Raw genomic sequence first — 17,150 nt, forward strand, 5'->3', positions numbered from 1 at the left:
CACCGGGGCGGGGCGTGTCCGGGCCGGTTGACCGGGCCATTCCGCCGGGCCACGGTGCCGGGTGTCCACTCTCAACGGCGAGGGAGTTCAACCGATGGCGAACAACCGCGGCATTGCCTACAAGGGGCCCGGGAAGGTCGAGGTCGTGGACCTCGAGTACCCGGAGCTGGTGCTCAAGGACGGCCCCGGGGTCAACCCGGCGAACGTGGGGCGGCAGGTACCGCACGGGGCGATCCTCAAGATCGTCACCACCAACATCTGCGGCAGCGACCAGCACATGGTCCGCGGCCGCACCACCGCGCCCGAGGGGATCATCCTGGGCCACGAGATCACCGGTGAGGTGGTGGAGGCCGGGCCGGGCGTGGAGTTCATCAAGGAGGGCGACATCTGCTCGGTGCCGTTCAACATCGCCTGCGGGCGGTGTCGCAACTGCAAGGAGCGGAAGACCGGCATCTGCCTCAACGTCAACCCCGACCGGCCCGGCTCGGCCTACGGGTACGTCGACATGGGCGGCTGGCAGGGTGGCCAGGCCGAGTACGTGATGATCCCCTACGCGGACTGGAACCTGCTGCGGTTCCCCGACCGGGACCAGGCGCTGGCGAAGATCCTGGACCTGACCATGCTGTCGGACATCTTCCCCACCGGTTACCACGGGTGCGTGTCCGCGGGCGTGACCACCGGGTCCACCGTCTACATCGCCGGCGCGGGACCGGTCGGGCTGGCGGCGGCCGCCTCGGCCCAGCTGCTCGGCGCCGCGGTGGTCATCGTCGGCGACCTCAACCAGGACCGGCTCAACCAGGCCCGGTCGTTCGGCTGCGAGACGATCGACGTCTCGCAGGGCGACCCGCAGGACCAGATCGAGCAGATCCTGGGCGAGCCGGAGGTCGACTGCGCCGTCGACGCGGTCGGCTTCGAGGCCCGCGGCCACGGCAAGGACGCGCAGGTCGAGCAGCCGGCCACGGTGCTGAACTCGCTGATGACCGTGACCCGCGCCGGCGGCGCGCTCGGCATCCCGGGGCTGTACGTGACCGGTGACCCGGGTGCCGCCGACGACGCCGCCAAGGTGGGGTCGCTGTCGATCCGGCTCGGCCTCGGCTGGGCCAAGTCGCACAGCTTCACCACCGGCCAGTGCCCGGTCATGAAGTACAACCGCCAGCTGATGATGGCGATCCTGCACGACCGGGTGCAGATCGCGAAGGCGGTCAACGCGACGGTGATCGGCCTGGACGACGCCCCGCGCGGCTACCGGGAGTTCGACCAGGGGGCCTCGCGGAAGTACGTGATCGACCCGCACAACGTGACCGGCAAGGTCGCCGCCTGACCGGTTCACCGGGCTCGGCGCCGCTCTTGCGGGGTTCCTCGTGCTGTTGCGCTCCTGCGGGACCGCAGGAGCGGGAGGACGACCGCAAGAGCGGCACCGGCGGGAACCGGCGCACGCTCACCGCCCCTCCAGCTCGCAGACGTAGGGCCGGTCCGGATGGGCCGTGCACGCCGCGGAGGTGATCCGCCACCCCTGCTGCGTCCGGGTGAGGAAGAACGTGTCGTCGGTCAGCAGCACCTGCGCCTCCCGGTCCCACACCGCGACCGAACGCACCGCCCCCGCACCGATCGGCAGCCCCGGCAGGGCGTCCGGGCAGGGCACGCCCTCGGCCAGCTGGAGGGCCGTCTCGGTGGCCGGCGCCAGCAGGTCGCAGCGATCGGCGGGGTCGCCGTCCGGGTCGGCGAACAGGGCGGCCACCCGCTCGACGTCGGGCAGCTCGCTGCTGGCACAGCCGGCGCCGAGCAGGGCCACCGCCAGACCGGTCACCAGAGCCTCGCCCGCCCGCGTCCGCACCACGTGACCCTCCTGGACCCGCACCCACCCCGACCCGACGATCATGACGGCCGCCACCCGTCGGCGGTGGCCGGACGGGCGCGACCGCGGCGGATCCCCTCTCGCGGGGGAACCGCGGTGTGCGAACGTTCCGGCATGGTCAACGTCCTGTCCATCCAGTCCCACGTGGCCTACGGGCACGCCGGCAACGCCTCCGCGGTCTTCCCGCTGCAGCGGCTGGGCATCGAGGTGTGGCCCGTGCACACCGTGCAGTTCTCCAACCACACCGGCTACGGCGCGTGGCAGGGGCGCGTGTTCGACGGCCCGGCCGTCGAGGAGGTCGTGCAGGGCATCGAGGAGCGCGGGGTGCTGGGCAGCTGCGACGCGGTCCTGTCCGGCTACCTGGGCTCGTCGGACGTCGGGCACGCCGTCGTCGGGTCGGTCGCCCGGGTGCGCGCCGCCAACCCGGACGCCGTCTACTGCTGCGACCCGGTCATCGGCGACATCGGACGCGGGGTCTTCGTCCGGCCCGGGATCCCCGAGCTGATGCGGGACGTCGCCGTCCCGGTGGCCGACGTGGTCACCCCCAACCACTTCGAGCTGGACTACCTCTCCGGGCACCGGACGACGTCGCTGGCGTCGGTGAAGGAGGCGGTGGCCGTCGTCCAGGGGCTCGGCCCGCGGGTGGTGCTGACCACCTCGCTGGTCGCCGACGACACCCCCGAGGACTCGGTCGACCTGCTCGCCTCGGAGGGCGGCCGGCACTTCCGGGTCCGCACCCCCCGGCTGGGGCTGTCGGTGAACGGCGCCGGCGACGCGATCGCCGCGCTGTTCCTGGCGCACTGGCTCGACACCCGGTCGGCCGGCGAGGCCCTCGGGCGGGCCGCGTCGTCGGTCTTCGGCCTGCTCCAGCGCACCGAGGACGCCGGGTCCCGCGAGATCCTGCTGGTCGAGGCCCAGGAGGAGTACGTCTCCCCCACCCGGACCTTCGACGTGAGCGAGGTCTGAGCGTGCCCGGCACCTTCCCGTCCCTCGCCGAGCTCGCCGCCCACGAGGAGGAGCTCCAGCTCACCCGGTTCACCAACGACGACGCGTGGGACCTGGGGACGGCGCTGGTGGCGCGGGCCCGGGAGCGGCAGCTGCCGGTGGCCGTCGACGTCTCCCGCAACGGCCAGCAGCTGTTCCACGCCGCGCTGCCGGGCACGTCGGCGGACAACGACGCGTGGATCCGCCGCAAGGCCGCGGTCGTGGACAGGTTCGGGCACAGCTCGCTCTACGTCGGCCAGCGCTCCCGGGAGGCCGGCACCACGTTCGAGGCGGAGTTCGGGCTGGACCCGGAGCGGTACGCCGCGCACGGCGGCGCCTTCCCGCTGCTGGTGCGCGACGTCGGCGCGGTCGGGGTCGTGGTGGTCTCCGGCCTGCCGCAGGTCGAGGACCACCGGCTGGTCGTCGCCGTCCTGCGCGAGCTGGTCGGCCGGCAACGCACCTGAGCCCCCCGGGGCCGGTGGGCTCCGGGGGGCGGGATCAGGAGGGCTTGGTCGGGTGGGTCAGCTTCTGCATGCCCGACGAGGTGTCGGTGGCCGCCTTCTTGACGGCCCGCTTCTGCTTGATGGTCATGCCGGACTTCTTGGACTGGTGTGCACGTGGCGACTTGTCCATGACGGCTCTCCCTCGTCCGGGACCGGAGAGGTCCCAGGCGGTCGACGCTACGCCTGGCGGCGCCCTGCTCAGCCGGCCGCGGCCGCGAAGGTGTCCGAGCCGACCTGCGCGACCTGCCCGGACCCGGCCGGCCCGCCGACGAAGGCCGCGGTGCTCCACGCCGACGCGTACAGCTCGCCGCCGTCCACGGCGAGCCCGGTCGGCATCGTCACCTGCGACCAGGTGCGCTCGCCGTTGCCGGCGACCCGCACGACCGCGCCGACCGTCGCCGGGTCGAAGCCGGGGGCCGGCTCGCCCTCCGGCGCGCCCTCGAGCAGGTACGAGGCGTAGACCACGCCGTCGCCGTCGACCGCGACGCCGACCAGCGAGGTGAGGCCGTGGTGCACGTCCTGGACGGCTCCGTCCTCGTCGAGCTCGTAGATGCGCGCGGCGCCGGGCGCCTCGGAGCCCAGCGTGCTCACGTAGATCTCGCCGTCCGGTCCCTCGGCCAGGCCGGTCGGCACCGGGTCGCAGCCGACGGTGCCGGGGTTGTTCATCCGCTCCCCGCAGACCGGGACGTCGGCCGGGCCGACCACCGGCGGCACGAAGAAGGTGCTCACCTCGCCGCTGTCCGGATCGACCGACAGGACGGCGTTGGCGCCGGCATCGGCCACCAGCACCCGGTCGCCCTGCGCCAGCACGGCGAACGGGTTGGACAGCGCGTCGACCGGGGCACCGTCGACGAACTGCACCTGGCCGTCGGGGTTCTCGGCGAGCTCGTGGGCGAGCAGGTCGATCGTCTGCAGCACGGTGCCGTCGCCGGGGTCCACGACCAGCAGCGACTCGGTGGCGGCACCCTCGGGCAGCGGCGGGCCGGGCTCGCCCGGCGGCGGTGCGCTGCCGACCGCGATGTACAGGTCGCCGTCGGCGTAGGCCACGCCCTGCGGGTTGAACAGCCCGCTGACCAGGGTCTGCACCTCGCCGGTGCCCGGGTCGACCGACGAGACCTCGCCGACGTCGGACTCGGCGACCACGAACAGCCCGTCCTCGTAGGCGCTGAGCTGGCGCGGGCCGTCGAGCCCGGTCGCCACCGTCGTGACCTGGGCAGCGGCCGCCGTGGCCGGCACCACCGCCAGGGCAGCCGCGCCGGTGAGGGCGACGGCGGTCTTCGTCAAGCGCTTCATCGGGCTCTCCGGGAACGGGTGCAGCGGGGAACGGGCAACGGTGGCGAGGGTCCTCGCGCACTTCTTCCAGGTTCGACGAACCTCCGACGGCAGCTCGACGCCCCCGGACGACGGAGCGCGAGCCGTGGCAGCCGGTGATGAACGACGTGACGGTCCGTGTCCGGTGACGGCGCCTACCCTGGTCCGGTGCCCGAGGAAGCGACGGCGGAGCTCACCGCGGCCCGGCGGGACCTCACCGCGGACTGCAGCCGCTGCGTCGGGCTGTGCTGCGTGGTCCCCGGGTTCACCGCCTCGGCGGACTTCGCCGTCGACAAGCCGGCCGGCACCCCGTGCGTGCACCTGCGGGCTGACGCCCGCTGCGGCATCCACGACGACCTGCGCGGCCGCGGGTTCCCCGGCTGCGTCGTCTTCGACTGCTTCGGGGCAGGACAGCAGCTGACCCAGGTCACCTTCGCCGGCAGCGACCCGCGCACCGACCGGCGCATCGGGCCGGCGTTCGCGGTGATGCGGCAGCTGGCCGAGCTGCGCTGGTACCTCGAGGAGGCCACGGCCCGGCTGCCCGCGGGCCGGCTGCGGCAGGAGGTGACCGACCTCGCCACCCGGTCCCGGGCGCTCGGCGAGGCAGGGCCGGACGAGCTGACCGCCGTCGACGCGGCCGCGCTGCGCGGCGAGGTGGGTGCCCTGCTCGGCCGGGTCAGCGAGACGCTGCGGGCCGACGTCCGCGGCCGGGCCCGCGACCGCCGGAATGCCGACCTGGTCGGCGCCCGGCTGCGCGGGGCGAGCCTGCGGGGAGCGAGCCTGCGCGGCGCCTACCTGATGGGGGCGGACCTGCGGGACGCCGACCTCCGGCAGGCCGACCTGCTCGGCACGGACCTGCGGGGCGCGGACCTGCGCGGCGCCGACCTCGACGGGGCGCTGTTCCTGACCCAGCCGCAACTGGAGGCCGCGCGCGGCGATGCGGCCACCCGGCTCCCGGACTGGCTGCGACGGCCGGCGCGCTGGGACCGCCGCGGCTGATCCCCGCCGGAGCGCCGTCCCGCGCGCCGCGAGAGGATCCGATCATGGCGTACACGGCGGACAGCACCCGCTACGACTCGATGACCTACCGGCGGACCGGCGTCAGCGGCCTGGACCTGCCGGCCGTGAGCCTCGGCCTGTGGCACAACTTCGGGGACGACGTGCCGTTCGACCGGCAGCGGCAGGTCCTGCGGCGGGCGTTCGACCTGGGCGTGACCCACTTCGACCTGGCCAACAACTACGGTCCGCCCTACGGCAGCGCGGAGACCAACTTCGGCCGGCACCTCGCCGACGACTTCCGCCCGTACCGCGACGAGCTGGTCATCTCCTCCAAGGCCGGGTGGGACATGTGGCCCGGGCCCTACGGCCAGGGCGGCGGCTCCCGCAAGTACGTGCTCGCCAGCCTGGACCAGTCGCTGAAGCGACTGGGCCTGGACTACGTGGACATCTTCTACAGCCACCGGCCCGACCCGACCACCCCGCTCGAGGAGACGATGGGGGCGCTGCACACGGCGGTGCAGTCCGGGAAGGCGCTGTACGCGGGCATCTCCTCCTACTCCCCGGAGGTGACGGCGGAGGCCGCGCGCATCCTGGCCGACCTCGGCACGCCACTGCTGATCCACCAGCCCTCGTACTCGATGCTCAACCGCTGGATCGAGACCACCGGCCTGCTGGACACGCTGGAGCGGGTCGGCGCCGGGTGCATCGCCTTCTCGCCGCTGGCCCAGGGGATGCTCACCGACAAGTACCTCGACGGCATCCCCGAGGGCTCCCGCGCCACCCAGGACAAGTCGCTGTCGACCGAGCTGCTCTCCGAGGAGGCGCTCGGGCACATCCGGGCGCTCAACGAGATCGCCCGGTCCCGCGGGCAGAGCCTGGCCCAGCTGGCGCTCGCCTGGGCGCTGCGGGACCAGCGGGTCACCTCGGTGCTCATCGGGGCGAGCAGCGTCCGGCAGCTGGAGCAGAACGTCGGCGCGGTGCGGCGGCTGGACTTCACCGCCGACGAGCTGACCGCCATCGACGAGCACGCCGTCGACACCGGCGTCGACCTGTGGGCCGGCGCCCGCGAGGGCCGCCTCTAGTCCCGCCCCCCGGGGGGGCCATGTTGGCCAACATGGCCGCACGGGGAGGTGCGCCCCCGTCGGGCCGACCGCTCGGCCAGGATGAGCCGATGGACATGAAGCTCGAGCTGGTGCCGATCCCGGTCAGCGACGTGGACCGGGCCAAGACCTTCTACACCGAGCAGCTCGGCTTCGTCGCCGACGTCGACGTGCGGCCGGCGGACGGCGTCCGGGTGGTGCAGCTGACCCCGCCGGGGTCGGCGTGCTCCATCGGGATGGGCACCGGCCTGGCCGCCTACGAGGGGACGCCGGGCTCGGTCCGGGCCCTGCACCTGGTGGTCGCCGACATCGACGCGGCCCGCGCGGAACTGCTGGGCCGCGGTGTCGAGGTCGGTCCGGTCGAGGACGTCGGCGGCGGGGTCAGGTACGCCGGGTTCAGCGACCCGGACGGCAACACCCTCACCCTGCAGGAGATGCCCTGGCGCACCGGGGACCGGTTCTAGGCCGACCCGGGGGGCAGAAGTGGCCACTTCTGCCCCCCGGGGTCAGGGGACGAGCACCAGCTTCCCGTGGGTGTGACCTGCCTGGCCGGCCCGGTGCGCGGCGGCGACGTCGGCCAGCGGGTAGCTGCCGGCGACGACCACCTCCAGCTTCCCCGACTCGGCCAGCCGGGTCAGCTCCAGCCGGGCGGCCGCCCGGATCTCGGTGCCCGGGTCGGCGCCCGGCCCGTTGCCCAGCAGCTTCACCCCGGCCTGCGGCCCGCGGGCGAAGTTCGCGATGGTGGCGATCCGCGCCCGGTCCGGGACCAGGGTCAGCGAGGTGTCCAGCGCCTCGTCGGTGCCCACGGTGTCCACCGCGGCGGTGACCCCCTCCGGGGCCAGCTGCCGCACCCGGTCGGCCAGCCCGTCGCCGTAGCGCACCGGCTCCCCACCGAACCGGCGGACCAGCTCCGCTCCGTCCCCGCCGACGGTGCCGATCACCCGGGCGCCGCGGGAACCGGCGAGCTGCACCAGCATGAGGCCGACGCCCCCGGCGGCGCCGTGCACCAGCACGGTGTCCCCGGTGCCGACCGCGGCGGCGGTGAGCGCGTGCACCGCCGTGACCCCGGCCAGCATGAGCCCGCCGGCCTGCTCCCAGCTGAGCTCGGCGGGCTTGGGGACGACCGAGCCCGCCGGCGCGACGACGTGCGACGCGTACGCCCCGGTCAGCCGGAACCCGATGACCTCGTCGCCGAGCGACAACGGACCGGCCGGACCCTCCGCTCCGTCGCCCACGGCGGCCACCACCCCGGCGGCCTCGAAGCCCAGCCGCATGGGCAGCTTCGCCGGGTCGGTGCCCCACGTGCCGGCGTAGGTCTTCCAGTCGGCGGGGTTGACGCCGGCCGCGCGGACCTCGAGCAGCACCTCCCCCGGCCCCGGGTCGGCCGTCGGCTCCTCGACGACGGAGAGCACCTCGGGGCCACCGAACGCGGTGGCGAGGACGACCTGGCTCACTCCGACGCCGCCCCCGCCGTGGAGCCCTCGCCCTGCTCGCTGCTCGGGCCGCCGATCCACACGGTCTTGGCGTTCATGAACTCGCGCATGCCGAGGTCGGTGAGCTCGCGGCCGTAGCCGCTCTGCTTCACCCCGCCGAAGGGCAGTTCCGGGTAGCTGGTGGTCATCCCGTTGATGAACGCCATGCCGGACTCGATGTCCCGGACGAACCGCGCCCGCTCCTCCTCGTCCTCGCTCCACAGGTTCGAGCCCAGGCCGTAGGGGTGGCTGTTCGCGATCTCGATCGCCTCGTCCAGGCCGTCCACGGTGTACAGCGCCGCGACCGGCCCGAACACCTCCTCGCCGTGCACCCGCATCTCCGGGGTGATCCCGGTGAGCAGCGTCGGCTCGTAGAACCAGCCCGGGCGGTCCGGCCGGCTGCCACCGACCACCACGGTGGCGCCCTTGTCGACGGCGTCCTGCACGTACTCCTCGACGTCGTCGCGGCCGGACTCGGTGGCCAGCGGGCCGACCTGGGTGTCGGGGTCCATCGGGTCGCCGACCGTGAGCGCGCCCAGCTTCTCGGCGAACAGCCGGGTGAACTCCTCGGCGACGTCCCGGTGGACGAAGAAGCGCTTGGCGGCGATGCAGCTCTGCCCGTTGTTCTGGCAGCGCGCGGTCACCGCCACCTCCGCGGCGCGGTCCAGGTGCGCCGAGGGCATGACGATGAACGGGTCGCTGCCGCCGAGCTCCAGGACCGTCGGCTTGAGCGCGTCCCCGGCGACCGACGCCACCGACTGCCCGGCCGGCGCGCTGCCGGTGAGGGTCGCGGCGGCCACCCGGTCGTCGCGCAGCACCCGCTCGACCGTCGACGACCCGATGAGCAGGGTCTGGAACACGTCCTCGGGGAAGCCGGCCCGGCGGAACAGCTCCTCCATGTAGAGGGCCGTCTGCGGCACGTTGCTGGCGTGCTTGAGCAGGCCGACGTTGCCGGCCATCAGCGCGGGGGCGGCGAACCGCATCGCCTGCCAGAGCGGGAAGTTCCACGGCATGATCGCCAGGACGACGCCGAGCGGCTGGTAGGTGACGTAGGCCCGCTCCGCCTTCACCGCGCCGGCCTCCTTCTCCTCCGGCTCGAGGAACGCCGGCCCGTGCTCGGCGTAGTACCGCAGCGCGGTGACGCACTTCGTGGCCTCCGCCTTCGCCGAGGCCAGCGTCTTGCCCATCTCGGTGGTCATGAGCTCGGCGACGGAGGCGACGTCGGCCTCCAGCGCGTCCGCTGCCGCGGTGAGCCACCCGACCCGCTGCTCCACCGTGGTCAGCCGGTAGCTCCGGTACGCGGCGGCCGCGCGGGCGATCCTGTCCTCCAGCGCCTCGTCGGACAGCGGCTCGTAGGTCTTCACCGTCTTCCCGGTGGTCGGGTTGATGGTCGCGATGGCCATGTGGACTCCCGTCGTGCGCTCATCGGGGTGGGCCGGGCGGCGCCGCCTGCATCGTGCACCTGCCCGTCGCCCAGCCGACGAAACCGCAGCGTCGTAGCGTCGGGGGCACACCGGCGCACCACGGTGCCGGGGCGAGGAGGACGCCATGCCCGGGTCCGGCCGCATCCGCAACGCAGACCTCGCCCGCCGGGTGGTGTCGGCCGACGAGGCCGCCGCGGTGATCCGTCCCGGGGACACGGTCGGGATGAGCGGGTCACCGGCGCCGGCTACCCGAAGGCGGTGCCCGAGGCGCTGGGCTGGCACACCCGCTACCTGGAGACGGGCACGATGCAGCCGGCCGCCTGACCCCGGTCAGGACCGCCGGGCGTCGAGCCGCTGCAGCAGCTCGTCGGCCGCCTGCTCGACCTGCGGGTGGTCGTTCTGGCCGGCCCGCTGCTTCGCGGCGATCAGGGCCGCCCGGTTGACCTTCTCGAAGTCGCCGTACGGGAAGCGGTAGCGGGCCTTGGTGGTCTCCCCGGCGTCCTCGTCGACCGCGAGGTACCAGCGGCTCCACTCCTCGCGGCCCTCCTCCTCGATCTCCTCGTTCCGCTCCTCGGTGGACGGCGCCGCCTCCGACCACTCGGTGCTGTCGTCGTAGCGGCCGGCGTCGATCAGCCGCCGGGCGTGCCGGACCCCGGCGTCGTTGACCCGGTAGGTGGGCATGACCCTCCCCTCGCTCAGTGGCTCTCCAGGCTGCCGCGCTGCGCGAGCACGAACAACAGGACCATCGAGGGGACGACGACCACCAGCGCCACCGCCGCGACCATGGTGAGGGCCCACAGCGTCGCCGCCGGCGCGGCCGCCTCGCTGATGGTCGTGTGCGGCACCAGGAGGTAGGGGTACTGCGCCGTCCCCCACCCGGCGATTATCGCCGCGACCGCGAGGACGGCGAGGCCCTGGACCAGCCGCGGCGCCAGCCGCCGCACGAACAGCAGCGCGGCCAGCCCGGACGCCGCCGAGAGCAGCACCAGCGGCAGGCCCCGGGTCAGCAGCGCGTCGAACAGCCAGGGCGAGTCCGCGCGCAGCACGGCGATGCCGGCCAGCGCCACCGCGCCGGTGACGCCCGCGATCACCTGCGACCGGCGCTGGAACCAGATCTCCAGCTCCGCGTCGTCCCGGCGGCGTGCCTCGGCGGTGAGGAAGACGGCTGCGACGAAGGCGCAGGTCAGCACGGCGAGTGTGCCGCCCAGCAGCGAGGTGGGGTTGACCCAGCTGGTGACCGGGTCGCCGTGCCCGTCGGCGGGGACCCGCCCCGAGGCGATGCCCCCGACCACCGTGCCGAGCATGAACGGCGCGAGCACCGAGGAGATGGCGAACGCCGCACCGGTGAGCCGCTGCTGCTCGGTGCGGACCAGCACCTTGCGGAACGCGAAGCCGGCCCCGCGCGCGACGACCCCGAGGGCGGCCAGCCCGAGGGGGATGTACAGGGTCGTCATGATCGCGGCGAACGCGGTGGGGAACCCGGTCCACAGCATCACCAGGCAGAAGATCAACCAGACGTGGTTGGCCTCCCAGACCGGCGCCAGGGACTCGTCGACCAGGTGCCGCGGGCGCCGGCCGCGCCGCGCGCCGCCGGCGGTGAGGTCCCAGAACCCCGCTCCGTAGTCGGCGCCGCCGAGGACGGCGTAGGCCAGCACCCCGGTGAACAGCACGGCGGCCGCGAAGGTGCTCACGGCCGGTCCGCCGTCCGTGCCTTCGACGGGCCGTAGGGCACGTCCGCCTCCCCGCCCGGGTCGCTCTCCGCGTCGGCCTCGGCCGCCCGCCAGCGCTCGCGGAGCAAGCGCAGCACGTAGAACGTGCCGAACGCTATCGCCGCGTACAGGACGACGGTGGCGCCGAAGAACGGCCACAGGTTCCCGGTCGTCGGGGCGGCGTCCGCGGTGCGCAGCAGCCCGACGACGGTCCACGGCTGCCGCCCGACCTCGGTGACCACCCACCCGGCCTCCAGCGCCACCACGGCGGCGACACCGCTGACCGCGGTGCAGGCGAGGAACAGCCGGTTCTCCGGGAGCCGGCGGTGCCGCCACCAGGAGAAGCCGCCCCAGGCGGCCAGCCCGAGCAGGGCGGTGCCGATCGCGACCATCACCTGGAAGGCGAGGTGCACGGTGTTGACCAGCCGGGCCGCCGGCCGCTCGTCGGGCGGGATGGCGTCCAGTCCCTGGATCTCGGTGTCCGGGTCGAACCCGGCCAGGATCGAGGCCATCAGCGGGATCTCGATGCCGTAGCGCACCTCGCCGTCGACGAGGACGCCGCCGAGCACTTCCGGCACCCGGGTGTCGGTCTCCGGCAGCGCGGCGATCATCGCGAACTTGGCCGGCTCGTTCTCGTGCACCTCGCGGGCGGCCACGTCGCCGACGACGACCTGGATCGGGGTCGCGATCGCCGCGACGGCGAACGGGATGGCCAGCCCCAGGCGGTGCAGGCGGTCCCGGCGCCCGCGAAGCATCCCGACCGCGTAGACGCCGGCGATCACGAAACCGGCCACCATGTACGCGGCCAGCAGCATGTGGACCGCCTCGTACCAGAAGGCCTCGGTGAAGAAGACCTCCAGCGGCCGGACGTCGACCACCCGGCCGTCCTCGACGGTGATCCCCGCGGGCATGTTCATCCAGGCGTTGGCGGCCACCACCGAGGAGGTCCCGCCGATGCCGGAGATGACGATCGGCACGCCGCTCCAGAAGTGCGGCCAGGGCCGCATCCGGTTCCAGCCGTAGATGTAGATCGCGACGAAGATCGCCTCGACGAAGAAGAACAGCCCCTCGACGGCGAAGGGGATGCCGAACGCCGCGCCGTAGCGCCCCATGAGCCCGGGCCACAGCAGGCCGAGCTCGAAGGAGAGCACGGTCCCGGACACCGCGCCGACCGCGAAGAGCACGCCGGCGACCAGGGACCAGCGGCGGGCCAGCCGCAGCGCCGTCTCGTCGCCGTGCCGGATCCCCCGGTAGTTGGCGATGAGCATGATCGCCGTGAAGGCGACCCCGAAGGGCACCAGGATGATGTGGAAGCCCAGCGTGAAGGCCATCATCTGGCGCGCGGGCAGCACCTGCGAGGAGTCCGCTGCCAACAGGGGGACGGCGTCGGCCAGTACTCCCATGGCGGCAGTGTGCTCCGGCTCGAGGTTCGCTCGCGCGCTCCCGGGCGCCGGGATCTCGACACGTCGACACGTCGACACGTCGACATGTCGTCGAGGCGTCGAGGCGTCGAGGCGTCGAGGCGTCAAGGCGTCAAGGCGTCAAGGCGTCAAGGCAACAAGGCGTCGAAGCCTCGAGGCAACAAGGCGGCAAGGCGGCAAGGCGTTCTGCCGCCTGCGGCTCAGCCGGGACCGAGCGCGGCCAGGGTGGCGCGCACCTCCGCGGCGGTCGCCGGCTCGACCGGCAGCGAGGCCAGGAGGGTGGGCACCTCCTCCGGGAGCACGCCCTCGGCGAGCAGCACGTCCAGCAGCTGGTCGGCCCGCTCCACGGGGACCGGGAGGGGCAGCCCGGAGGCACGCAGGGCGGCGTCGGCGAGGTACAGCGCGCCGGCCAGGTCGTCGCGGGCGGGGTCGGCGGCCGGGGGCGCGGGCGCCGCGGCCCGGGTGACCGCCTCGGCGGCCCGCACCAGGGACAGCGGCAGCCCCTCGGCCTCGACCTCCACCAGCGGGACGTGCCCCAGCGCGGCCAGCACCAGGTGCTCCGCGTCGATCCGCAGCGGCGCCTCCCACTCCCCCACCCGGACCACCTCGACCAGGTCGCTGCCGTCGTCCCCCAGCTCGTCGAGCAGCTCGGCCCACGCGCCGGCCCGGGAGTCCCGGAACCGGGTGACCGCCTGCACGCAGGTGTCCAGCACGAACGGCTCGAGCACCTCGCGGTCGAACCGCTCGGCGATCAGCGTGCCGTCGGCGGTCACCGTGTTCAGCGCGTCCTGGAAGCTGCCCGGCCGGGCGTCGCCCAGCTCGAGCCGGCCGTCCTCCTCGCCCGACAGCAGCTGTCCCGCGGCGGCGCGGGCGCCGATGGTGATGCCGGTGCCGACCACGCGGCCGCCGCGCCGCAGGTGGTGCGGCTGGTCGGAGAGCCCCACGGCCCACGCGCAGCTCTCGGCGATCAGCGCGGCCGCGCGCTCCCGGAGCACCTCGCGGGTCAGCAGGGCCAGCACGTCCTCGTCGAACACCCCACCACTGTGCCCCCCGGCGGGCCGGACGGCGCCGCACGGCCCGACCCCGGTCCTCACCCAGCGCGCCCGCTCCGCCGGTCATACCTTGCAACGGTCCGCTGCGCCCGCCCGAACTCCTCGGAGATGCCCATGCGCGCCGTTCCCCGCACCGCCCGCCGACCGCTGCGCCGCAGGGCCACGGTCGTCGTCGCGGCCGCCGTCGTCCTCGTGACCCCTCCCGGGGTCGCCGCGGCGGACCCCGCCGGCTCCGGCACCCTGCCGCTGCGCGGGCTGGACCTCGACGCCGCGACGATCCCCGACCTGCAGCAGCGGATGGACGACGGGGACCTGACGGCCGTGGAGCTCACCCAGGCCTACCTGGACCGGATCGACGACCTCAACGACGAGCTCGGCGCCGTGCTGGCCGTCAACCCCGGTGCGCTGGACGCGGCGGCCGCCAGCGACGAGGCGCGGGCGCAGGACGGGGTCCGCGGTCCGCTCGAGGGCATCCCGGTGCTGCTCAAGGACAACGTGGACACCGAGGACATGCCGACCACCGCCGGCTCCCGGGCGCTGCTGGCCAGCGAGCCGGACGACGCGACGATCACCCGGAAGCTGCGCGACGCGGGCGCGGTCATCATCGGCAAGGCCAACCTCTCCGAGTGGGCGAACTTCCGGGGGGCGTCGTCCACCAGCGGGTGGAGCGGCGTCGGCGGCCAGACCGCCAACCCGTACGTCCTCGACCGCAACCCCTGCGGCTCCTCCAGCGGCTCCGGCACCGCCATCGCCGCCGCGCTGGCCCAGGTGGCGATCGGCACCGAGACCGACGGCTCGATCGTCTGCCCCTCCGGCGCGACCGGCCTCGTCGGGCACAAGCCGACCCTGGGGCTGGTCAGCCGGGACGGCATCGTGCCGATCTCGGCCGAGCAGGACACCGCCGGCCCGATGGCCAGGCACGCGATCGACGCCGCGATCGTGCTGGCGGTCGTGGCCGGCACCGACGAGGCCGACGCCGCCACCGGTGAGATCCCCGCCGACCTCGGCGACCTCACCGACCTCGACCTGGACGCCCTGCAGGGCGCCCGGATCGGGGTCTGGACGCTGACCCCGGAGCAGTCCACCACGGTGGACGACGCCACGGAGGCGGTGTTCGCGGCGGCGGTCAAGCAGGTCGAGGCCGCCGGCGCCACGACGGTGCCGGTGCAGCTCGGCTACCAGGCGGAGATCGGCGCCGGGGAGACCCCGGCCCTGCTGGCGGAGTTCAAGCGGGACCTGAACGCCTACCTCGCCGCCACGCCCGGTGACCACCCGGCCGACATCGCCGGCCTCATCGAGTTCAACGCGCAGGACCCGGTGGAGCTGGCCTACTTCGGGCAGGAGCTGCTCGAGCAGGCGCAGGCCGCGACCGTCCCGGCGGAGGACCCGGCGATCCAGCAGACCCGGGACCGCATCAGGCAGCTCGCCCGCGCCTCGATCGACGAGGTGCTGGCCCAGGGGCCGGGCACCGAGGACGACCTCGACGCGATCGTGGGGCTGACCAACACCCACGGCTGGCAGACGAAGTACAAGAACCAGGACGGGCAGGGGGACGCGTTCGAGTACAGCACCTCGGGCCCGGCCGCGGTGGCCGGCTACCCGAACGTGACGGTGCCGGCCGGGTTCTCCGGGCCGCAGGAGGCGCTGCCGATCGGCGTCTCGTTCTTCGGGACCCGGTGGGCCGACGCGGCGCTGCTGGACATCGCCGCGGACTTCGAGGACCAGGCCGCCGCCCGCGAGGCGCCGGGCTTCCTGCCGACCGTCGGCGCCGACCCCCAGCCGGACAACCCGGAGCCGGGCACCTGACACCCGGCTCGACGGGCGGGGAAGGGTGGTCCTTCAGCCGAGGGAGCCGGCCAGCACCGCCTGCATCGTGGCGCGCGCCCCGCGGCTGCGCAGCGCGTCCAGCGCGGCCAGGTAGGGGCGGGTGAAGCGGGGGTCGTCGGCGAGGTCGCCGAACAGCTCCCGGTCGGCCACGAACGCCAGCGGGTCGGCCCGCTGCCGGCGTGCCGCGGCCCGGAGGGCGTCCGCGCGGGGGTCCACCAGGTCCAGCGGTCGGCCGGCGTCGTCCCGCCCCTCGACGCAGCGGGTCCACGCCGCCACCACCAGGGCCGACCTGCGGACGTCGCGCCCGGCGGCGAGGCGGTCCCGGACGACGGGCAGCAGGAACCGCGGGACGCGCACCGAGCCGTCGGCCCGCAGGCGGTGCAGGGTGTCCTCCACCGCCGGGTTCCCGAACCGGGCGATCAGCTCCACCTGGTAGCGCGCCAGGTCGGTGCCCGGCACCGGCGGCACCGTGGGCCGGGCCTCCTGTTCCATCCAGTCGGCCAGGAAGGCCCGCAGCAGCTCGTCCCGGCAGGCCTCGTGGGCGAAGGTCAGGCCGGTGAGGCTGCCGAGCTGGCCGAGCACCTGGTGGCCGGCGTTGAGCAGGCGCAGCTTCATCTGCTCGTAGGGCGCGACGTCGTCCACCAGCTGCACCCCGACCTCCTCCAGCGGCGGGCGGCCGCACCGGAAGTCGTCCTCCAGGACCCACTGCGCCCACGGCTCGCACCGCACCGGCCAGCCGTCGTCGACGCCGAACCGGCCGGCCACCTCCTCCCGGACCGCGGCGGTGGTCGCCGGGGTGATCCGGTCGACCATCGAGTTCGGGAACGGCACCTGCTCGTCGACCCAGGCGGCGAGCCCGGCGTCCAGCGCCGAGGCGAAGCCGGTCACCGACCGCCGGGCGATGTCCCCGTTGCCGGTCATGTTGTCGCAGGAGACCACGGCGAACGGCGGCTGCCCGCGCTCGCGGCGGCGGGCCAGGGCGGCGGTCACCAGCCCGAGCGCCGTGGCCGGGGCGACGGCCTCGGCCGGGTCGACGGCCGGCGGGACCTCGTACCCGCTCGCGGTGACCGTCATCGACACGATCCGGGTCGCCGGGTCGGCCATCCGGGCGACCACCGCGGCCGGGTCGTCCGGGGCGAACAGGTACTCGACCAGCGAGCCGACCACCCGCGCGTCCAGGCGCCCGTCGGGATGGGCGAGGACGAGCGTGTACAGCCCGTCCTGCGCGGTGAGGACGTCGGCCAGGGGACGGTCCCCGCGCAGCACGCCGACCCCGCAGATCCCCCAGTCCAGCGCCCGGCCGCGCTCCATCAGCCGGTCCAGGTACATCGCCTGGTGGGCACGGTGGAACCCGCCCACCCCCAGGTGCACGATGCCCGTGCGCACCGCGGCCCGGTCGTAGGAGGGCACGTCCACCGCCCCCCGCAGCGAGGACAGCGTGCTCGCGTCCAACCGGGTCATCCGCCCCGGTTGCCCCCACGGACGACCGCGGG

The 17,150-nt window shown here is 74.4% G+C and carries 17 protein-coding genes; 7 read left to right on the forward strand and 10 right to left on the reverse strand.

All coding sequences use genetic code 11. The annotated features are described in order from the left end of the window. Positions 1-94: 94 nt before the first annotated feature. The gene (gene fdhA, locus HL189_RS18740) at positions 95-1,321 is read left to right on the forward strand and encodes a formaldehyde dehydrogenase, glutathione-independent (protein ID WP_369135238.1); all 1,227 of its coding nucleotides are present in this window, start codon (positions 95-97) and stop codon (positions 1,319-1,321) included. 117 nt (positions 1,322-1,438) lie between these two features. Here fdhA and HL189_RS18745 read toward each other — a convergent pair whose 3' ends face one another. Beyond that, positions 1,439-1,837: a hypothetical protein gene (locus tag HL189_RS18745; RefSeq protein WP_369135239.1), complete on the reverse strand. Its 399-nt coding sequence runs from the start codon at positions 1,835-1,837 to the stop codon at positions 1,439-1,441. Positions 1,838-1,951: 114 nt separating this feature from the next. On the opposite strand from HL189_RS18745, the gene pdxY reads away from it, so the two are divergent. Both pdxY and HL189_RS18755 read left to right on the forward strand, forming a co-directional pair. After that, a complete protein-coding gene (pdxY, locus tag HL189_RS18750; RefSeq protein ID WP_369135240.1) occupies positions 1,952-2,821 on the forward strand; it encodes a pyridoxal kinase PdxY in 870 nt (289 codons plus the stop codon). 2 nt (positions 2,822-2,823) lie between these two features. After that, positions 2,824-3,303 carry a heme-degrading domain-containing protein gene (locus tag HL189_RS18755; protein ID WP_369135241.1) on the forward strand — a complete coding sequence of 160 codons (480 nt, stop codon included), beginning with the start codon at positions 2,824-2,826 and terminating at the stop codon, positions 3,301-3,303. A 34-nt stretch (positions 3,304-3,337) separates the two neighbouring features. On the opposite strand, the gene HL189_RS18760 is transcribed toward HL189_RS18755, so the two are convergent. Together HL189_RS18760 and HL189_RS18765 are read right to left on the reverse strand one after the other, a co-directional pair. Next, on the reverse strand, positions 3,338-3,472 hold the full coding sequence (locus tag HL189_RS18760) for a hypothetical protein (RefSeq protein ID WP_369135242.1): 135 nt from the start codon (positions 3,470-3,472) through the stop codon (positions 3,338-3,340). A 68-nt stretch (positions 3,473-3,540) separates the two neighbouring features. Further along, positions 3,541-4,635, reverse strand: coding sequence for a ScyD/ScyE family protein (locus HL189_RS18765; RefSeq protein ID WP_369135243.1), 1,095 nt, complete (start codon positions 4,633-4,635; stop codon positions 3,541-3,543). A gap of 186 nt (positions 4,636-4,821) precedes the next feature. Between HL189_RS18765 and HL189_RS18770 the strand changes: the two genes are divergently transcribed. The 3 genes from HL189_RS18770 to HL189_RS18780 all read left to right on the forward strand — a co-directional run bounded on the left by HL189_RS18770 (position 4,822) and on the right by HL189_RS18780 (position 7,216). After that, entirely contained in the window at positions 4,822-5,652 is an 831-nt protein-coding gene (locus tag HL189_RS18770; RefSeq protein WP_369135244.1) for a pentapeptide repeat-containing protein, read from the forward strand. Between the two features lie 44 nt (positions 5,653-5,696). Further along, complete coding sequence (gene mgrA, locus HL189_RS18775; protein WP_369135245.1) at positions 5,697-6,734, forward strand: L-glyceraldehyde 3-phosphate reductase; 1,038 nt, start codon at positions 5,697-5,699, stop codon at positions 6,732-6,734. An 89-nt stretch (positions 6,735-6,823) separates the two neighbouring features. Then, positions 6,824-7,216: a VOC family protein gene (locus HL189_RS18780; RefSeq protein ID WP_369135246.1), complete on the forward strand. Its 393-nt coding sequence runs from the start codon at positions 6,824-6,826 to the stop codon at positions 7,214-7,216. A 42-nt stretch (positions 7,217-7,258) separates the two neighbouring features. Here the strand turns inward: HL189_RS18780 and HL189_RS18785 are convergent, their stop codons facing one another. From HL189_RS18785 to HL189_RS18810, 6 genes are all read right to left on the reverse strand, one after another. Continuing rightward, entirely contained in the window at positions 7,259-8,206 is a 948-nt protein-coding gene (locus HL189_RS18785) for a zinc-binding alcohol dehydrogenase family protein (protein WP_369135247.1), read from the reverse strand. Continuing rightward, entirely contained in the window at positions 8,203-9,627 is a 1,425-nt protein-coding gene (locus HL189_RS18790) for an NADP-dependent succinic semialdehyde dehydrogenase (RefSeq protein WP_369135248.1), read from the reverse strand. Before HL189_RS18790 ends, HL189_RS18785 begins: the two co-directional genes overlap by 4 nt. Positions 9,628-9,978: 351 nt before the next feature. After that, positions 9,979-10,329 carry a hypothetical protein gene (locus HL189_RS18795; protein WP_369135249.1) on the reverse strand — a complete coding sequence of 117 codons (351 nt, stop codon included), beginning with the start codon at positions 10,327-10,329 and terminating at the stop codon, positions 9,979-9,981. A 14-nt stretch (positions 10,330-10,343) separates the two neighbouring features. Then, positions 10,344-11,339, reverse strand: a complete 996-nt coding sequence (locus HL189_RS18800; protein WP_369135250.1) for a cytochrome d ubiquinol oxidase subunit II — start codon at positions 11,337-11,339, stop codon at positions 10,344-10,346. Next, positions 11,336-12,760, reverse strand: coding sequence for a cytochrome ubiquinol oxidase subunit I (locus HL189_RS18805; protein WP_369135251.1), 1,425 nt, complete (start codon positions 12,758-12,760; stop codon positions 11,336-11,338). Before HL189_RS18805 ends, HL189_RS18800 begins: the two co-directional genes overlap by 4 nt. A 218-nt stretch (positions 12,761-12,978) precedes the next feature. Continuing rightward, the gene (locus tag HL189_RS18810) at positions 12,979-13,812 is read right to left on the reverse strand and encodes a hypothetical protein (protein WP_369135252.1); all 834 of its coding nucleotides are present in this window, start codon (positions 13,810-13,812) and stop codon (positions 12,979-12,981) included. Between the two features lie 132 nt (positions 13,813-13,944). Between HL189_RS18810 and HL189_RS18815 the strand changes: the two genes are divergently transcribed. Next, complete coding sequence (locus HL189_RS18815) at positions 13,945-15,636, forward strand: amidase (RefSeq protein WP_369135253.1); 1,692 nt, start codon at positions 13,945-13,947, stop codon at positions 15,634-15,636. A gap of 33 nt (positions 15,637-15,669) precedes the next feature. Here HL189_RS18815 and HL189_RS18820 read toward each other — a convergent pair whose 3' ends face one another. After that, positions 15,670-17,118 (reverse strand): mannitol dehydrogenase family protein, encoded by a 1,449-nt coding sequence (locus tag HL189_RS18820; protein ID WP_369135254.1) that lies wholly within the window; start codon positions 17,116-17,118, stop codon positions 15,670-15,672. Positions 17,119-17,150: the final 32 nt, after the last annotated feature.

Source organism: Modestobacter sp. I12A-02662 (genome assembly GCF_041028325.1).
Taxonomy (GTDB): domain Bacteria; phylum Actinomycetota; class Actinomycetes; order Mycobacteriales; family Geodermatophilaceae; genus Modestobacter.

Bases quoted from the DNA above. Each gene is read 5' to 3' on its own strand.
- HL189_RS18780 (WP_369135246.1), top strand. From the start codon at position 6,824: ATGGACATGAAGCTCGAGCTGGTGCCGATCCCGGTCAGCGACGTGGAC.
- HL189_RS18760 (WP_369135242.1), bottom strand. From the start codon at position 3,472: ATGGACAAGTCGCCACGTGCACACCAGTCCAAGAAGTCCGGCATGACC.
- fdhA (WP_369135238.1), top strand. From the start codon at position 95: ATGGCGAACAACCGCGGCATTGCCTACAAGGGGCCCGGGAAGGTCGAG.
- mgrA (WP_369135245.1), top strand. From the start codon at position 5,697: ATGGCGTACACGGCGGACAGCACCCGCTACGACTCGATGACCTACCGG.
- HL189_RS18820 (WP_369135254.1), bottom strand. From the start codon at position 17,118: ATGACCCGGTTGGACGCGAGCACGCTGTCCTCGCTGCGGGGGGCGGTG.
- HL189_RS18790 (WP_369135248.1), bottom strand. From the start codon at position 9,627: ATGGCCATCGCGACCATCAACCCGACCACCGGGAAGACGGTGAAGACC.
- HL189_RS18765 (WP_369135243.1), bottom strand. From the start codon at position 4,635: ATGAAGCGCTTGACGAAGACCGCCGTCGCCCTCACCGGCGCGGCTGCC.
- HL189_RS18805 (WP_369135251.1), bottom strand. From the start codon at position 12,760: ATGGGAGTACTGGCCGACGCCGTCCCCCTGTTGGCAGCGGACTCCTCG.
- HL189_RS18795 (WP_369135249.1), bottom strand. From the start codon at position 10,329: ATGCCCACCTACCGGGTCAACGACGCCGGGGTCCGGCACGCCCGGCGG.
- HL189_RS18815 (WP_369135253.1), top strand. From the start codon at position 13,945: ATGCGCGCCGTTCCCCGCACCGCCCGCCGACCGCTGCGCCGCAGGGCC.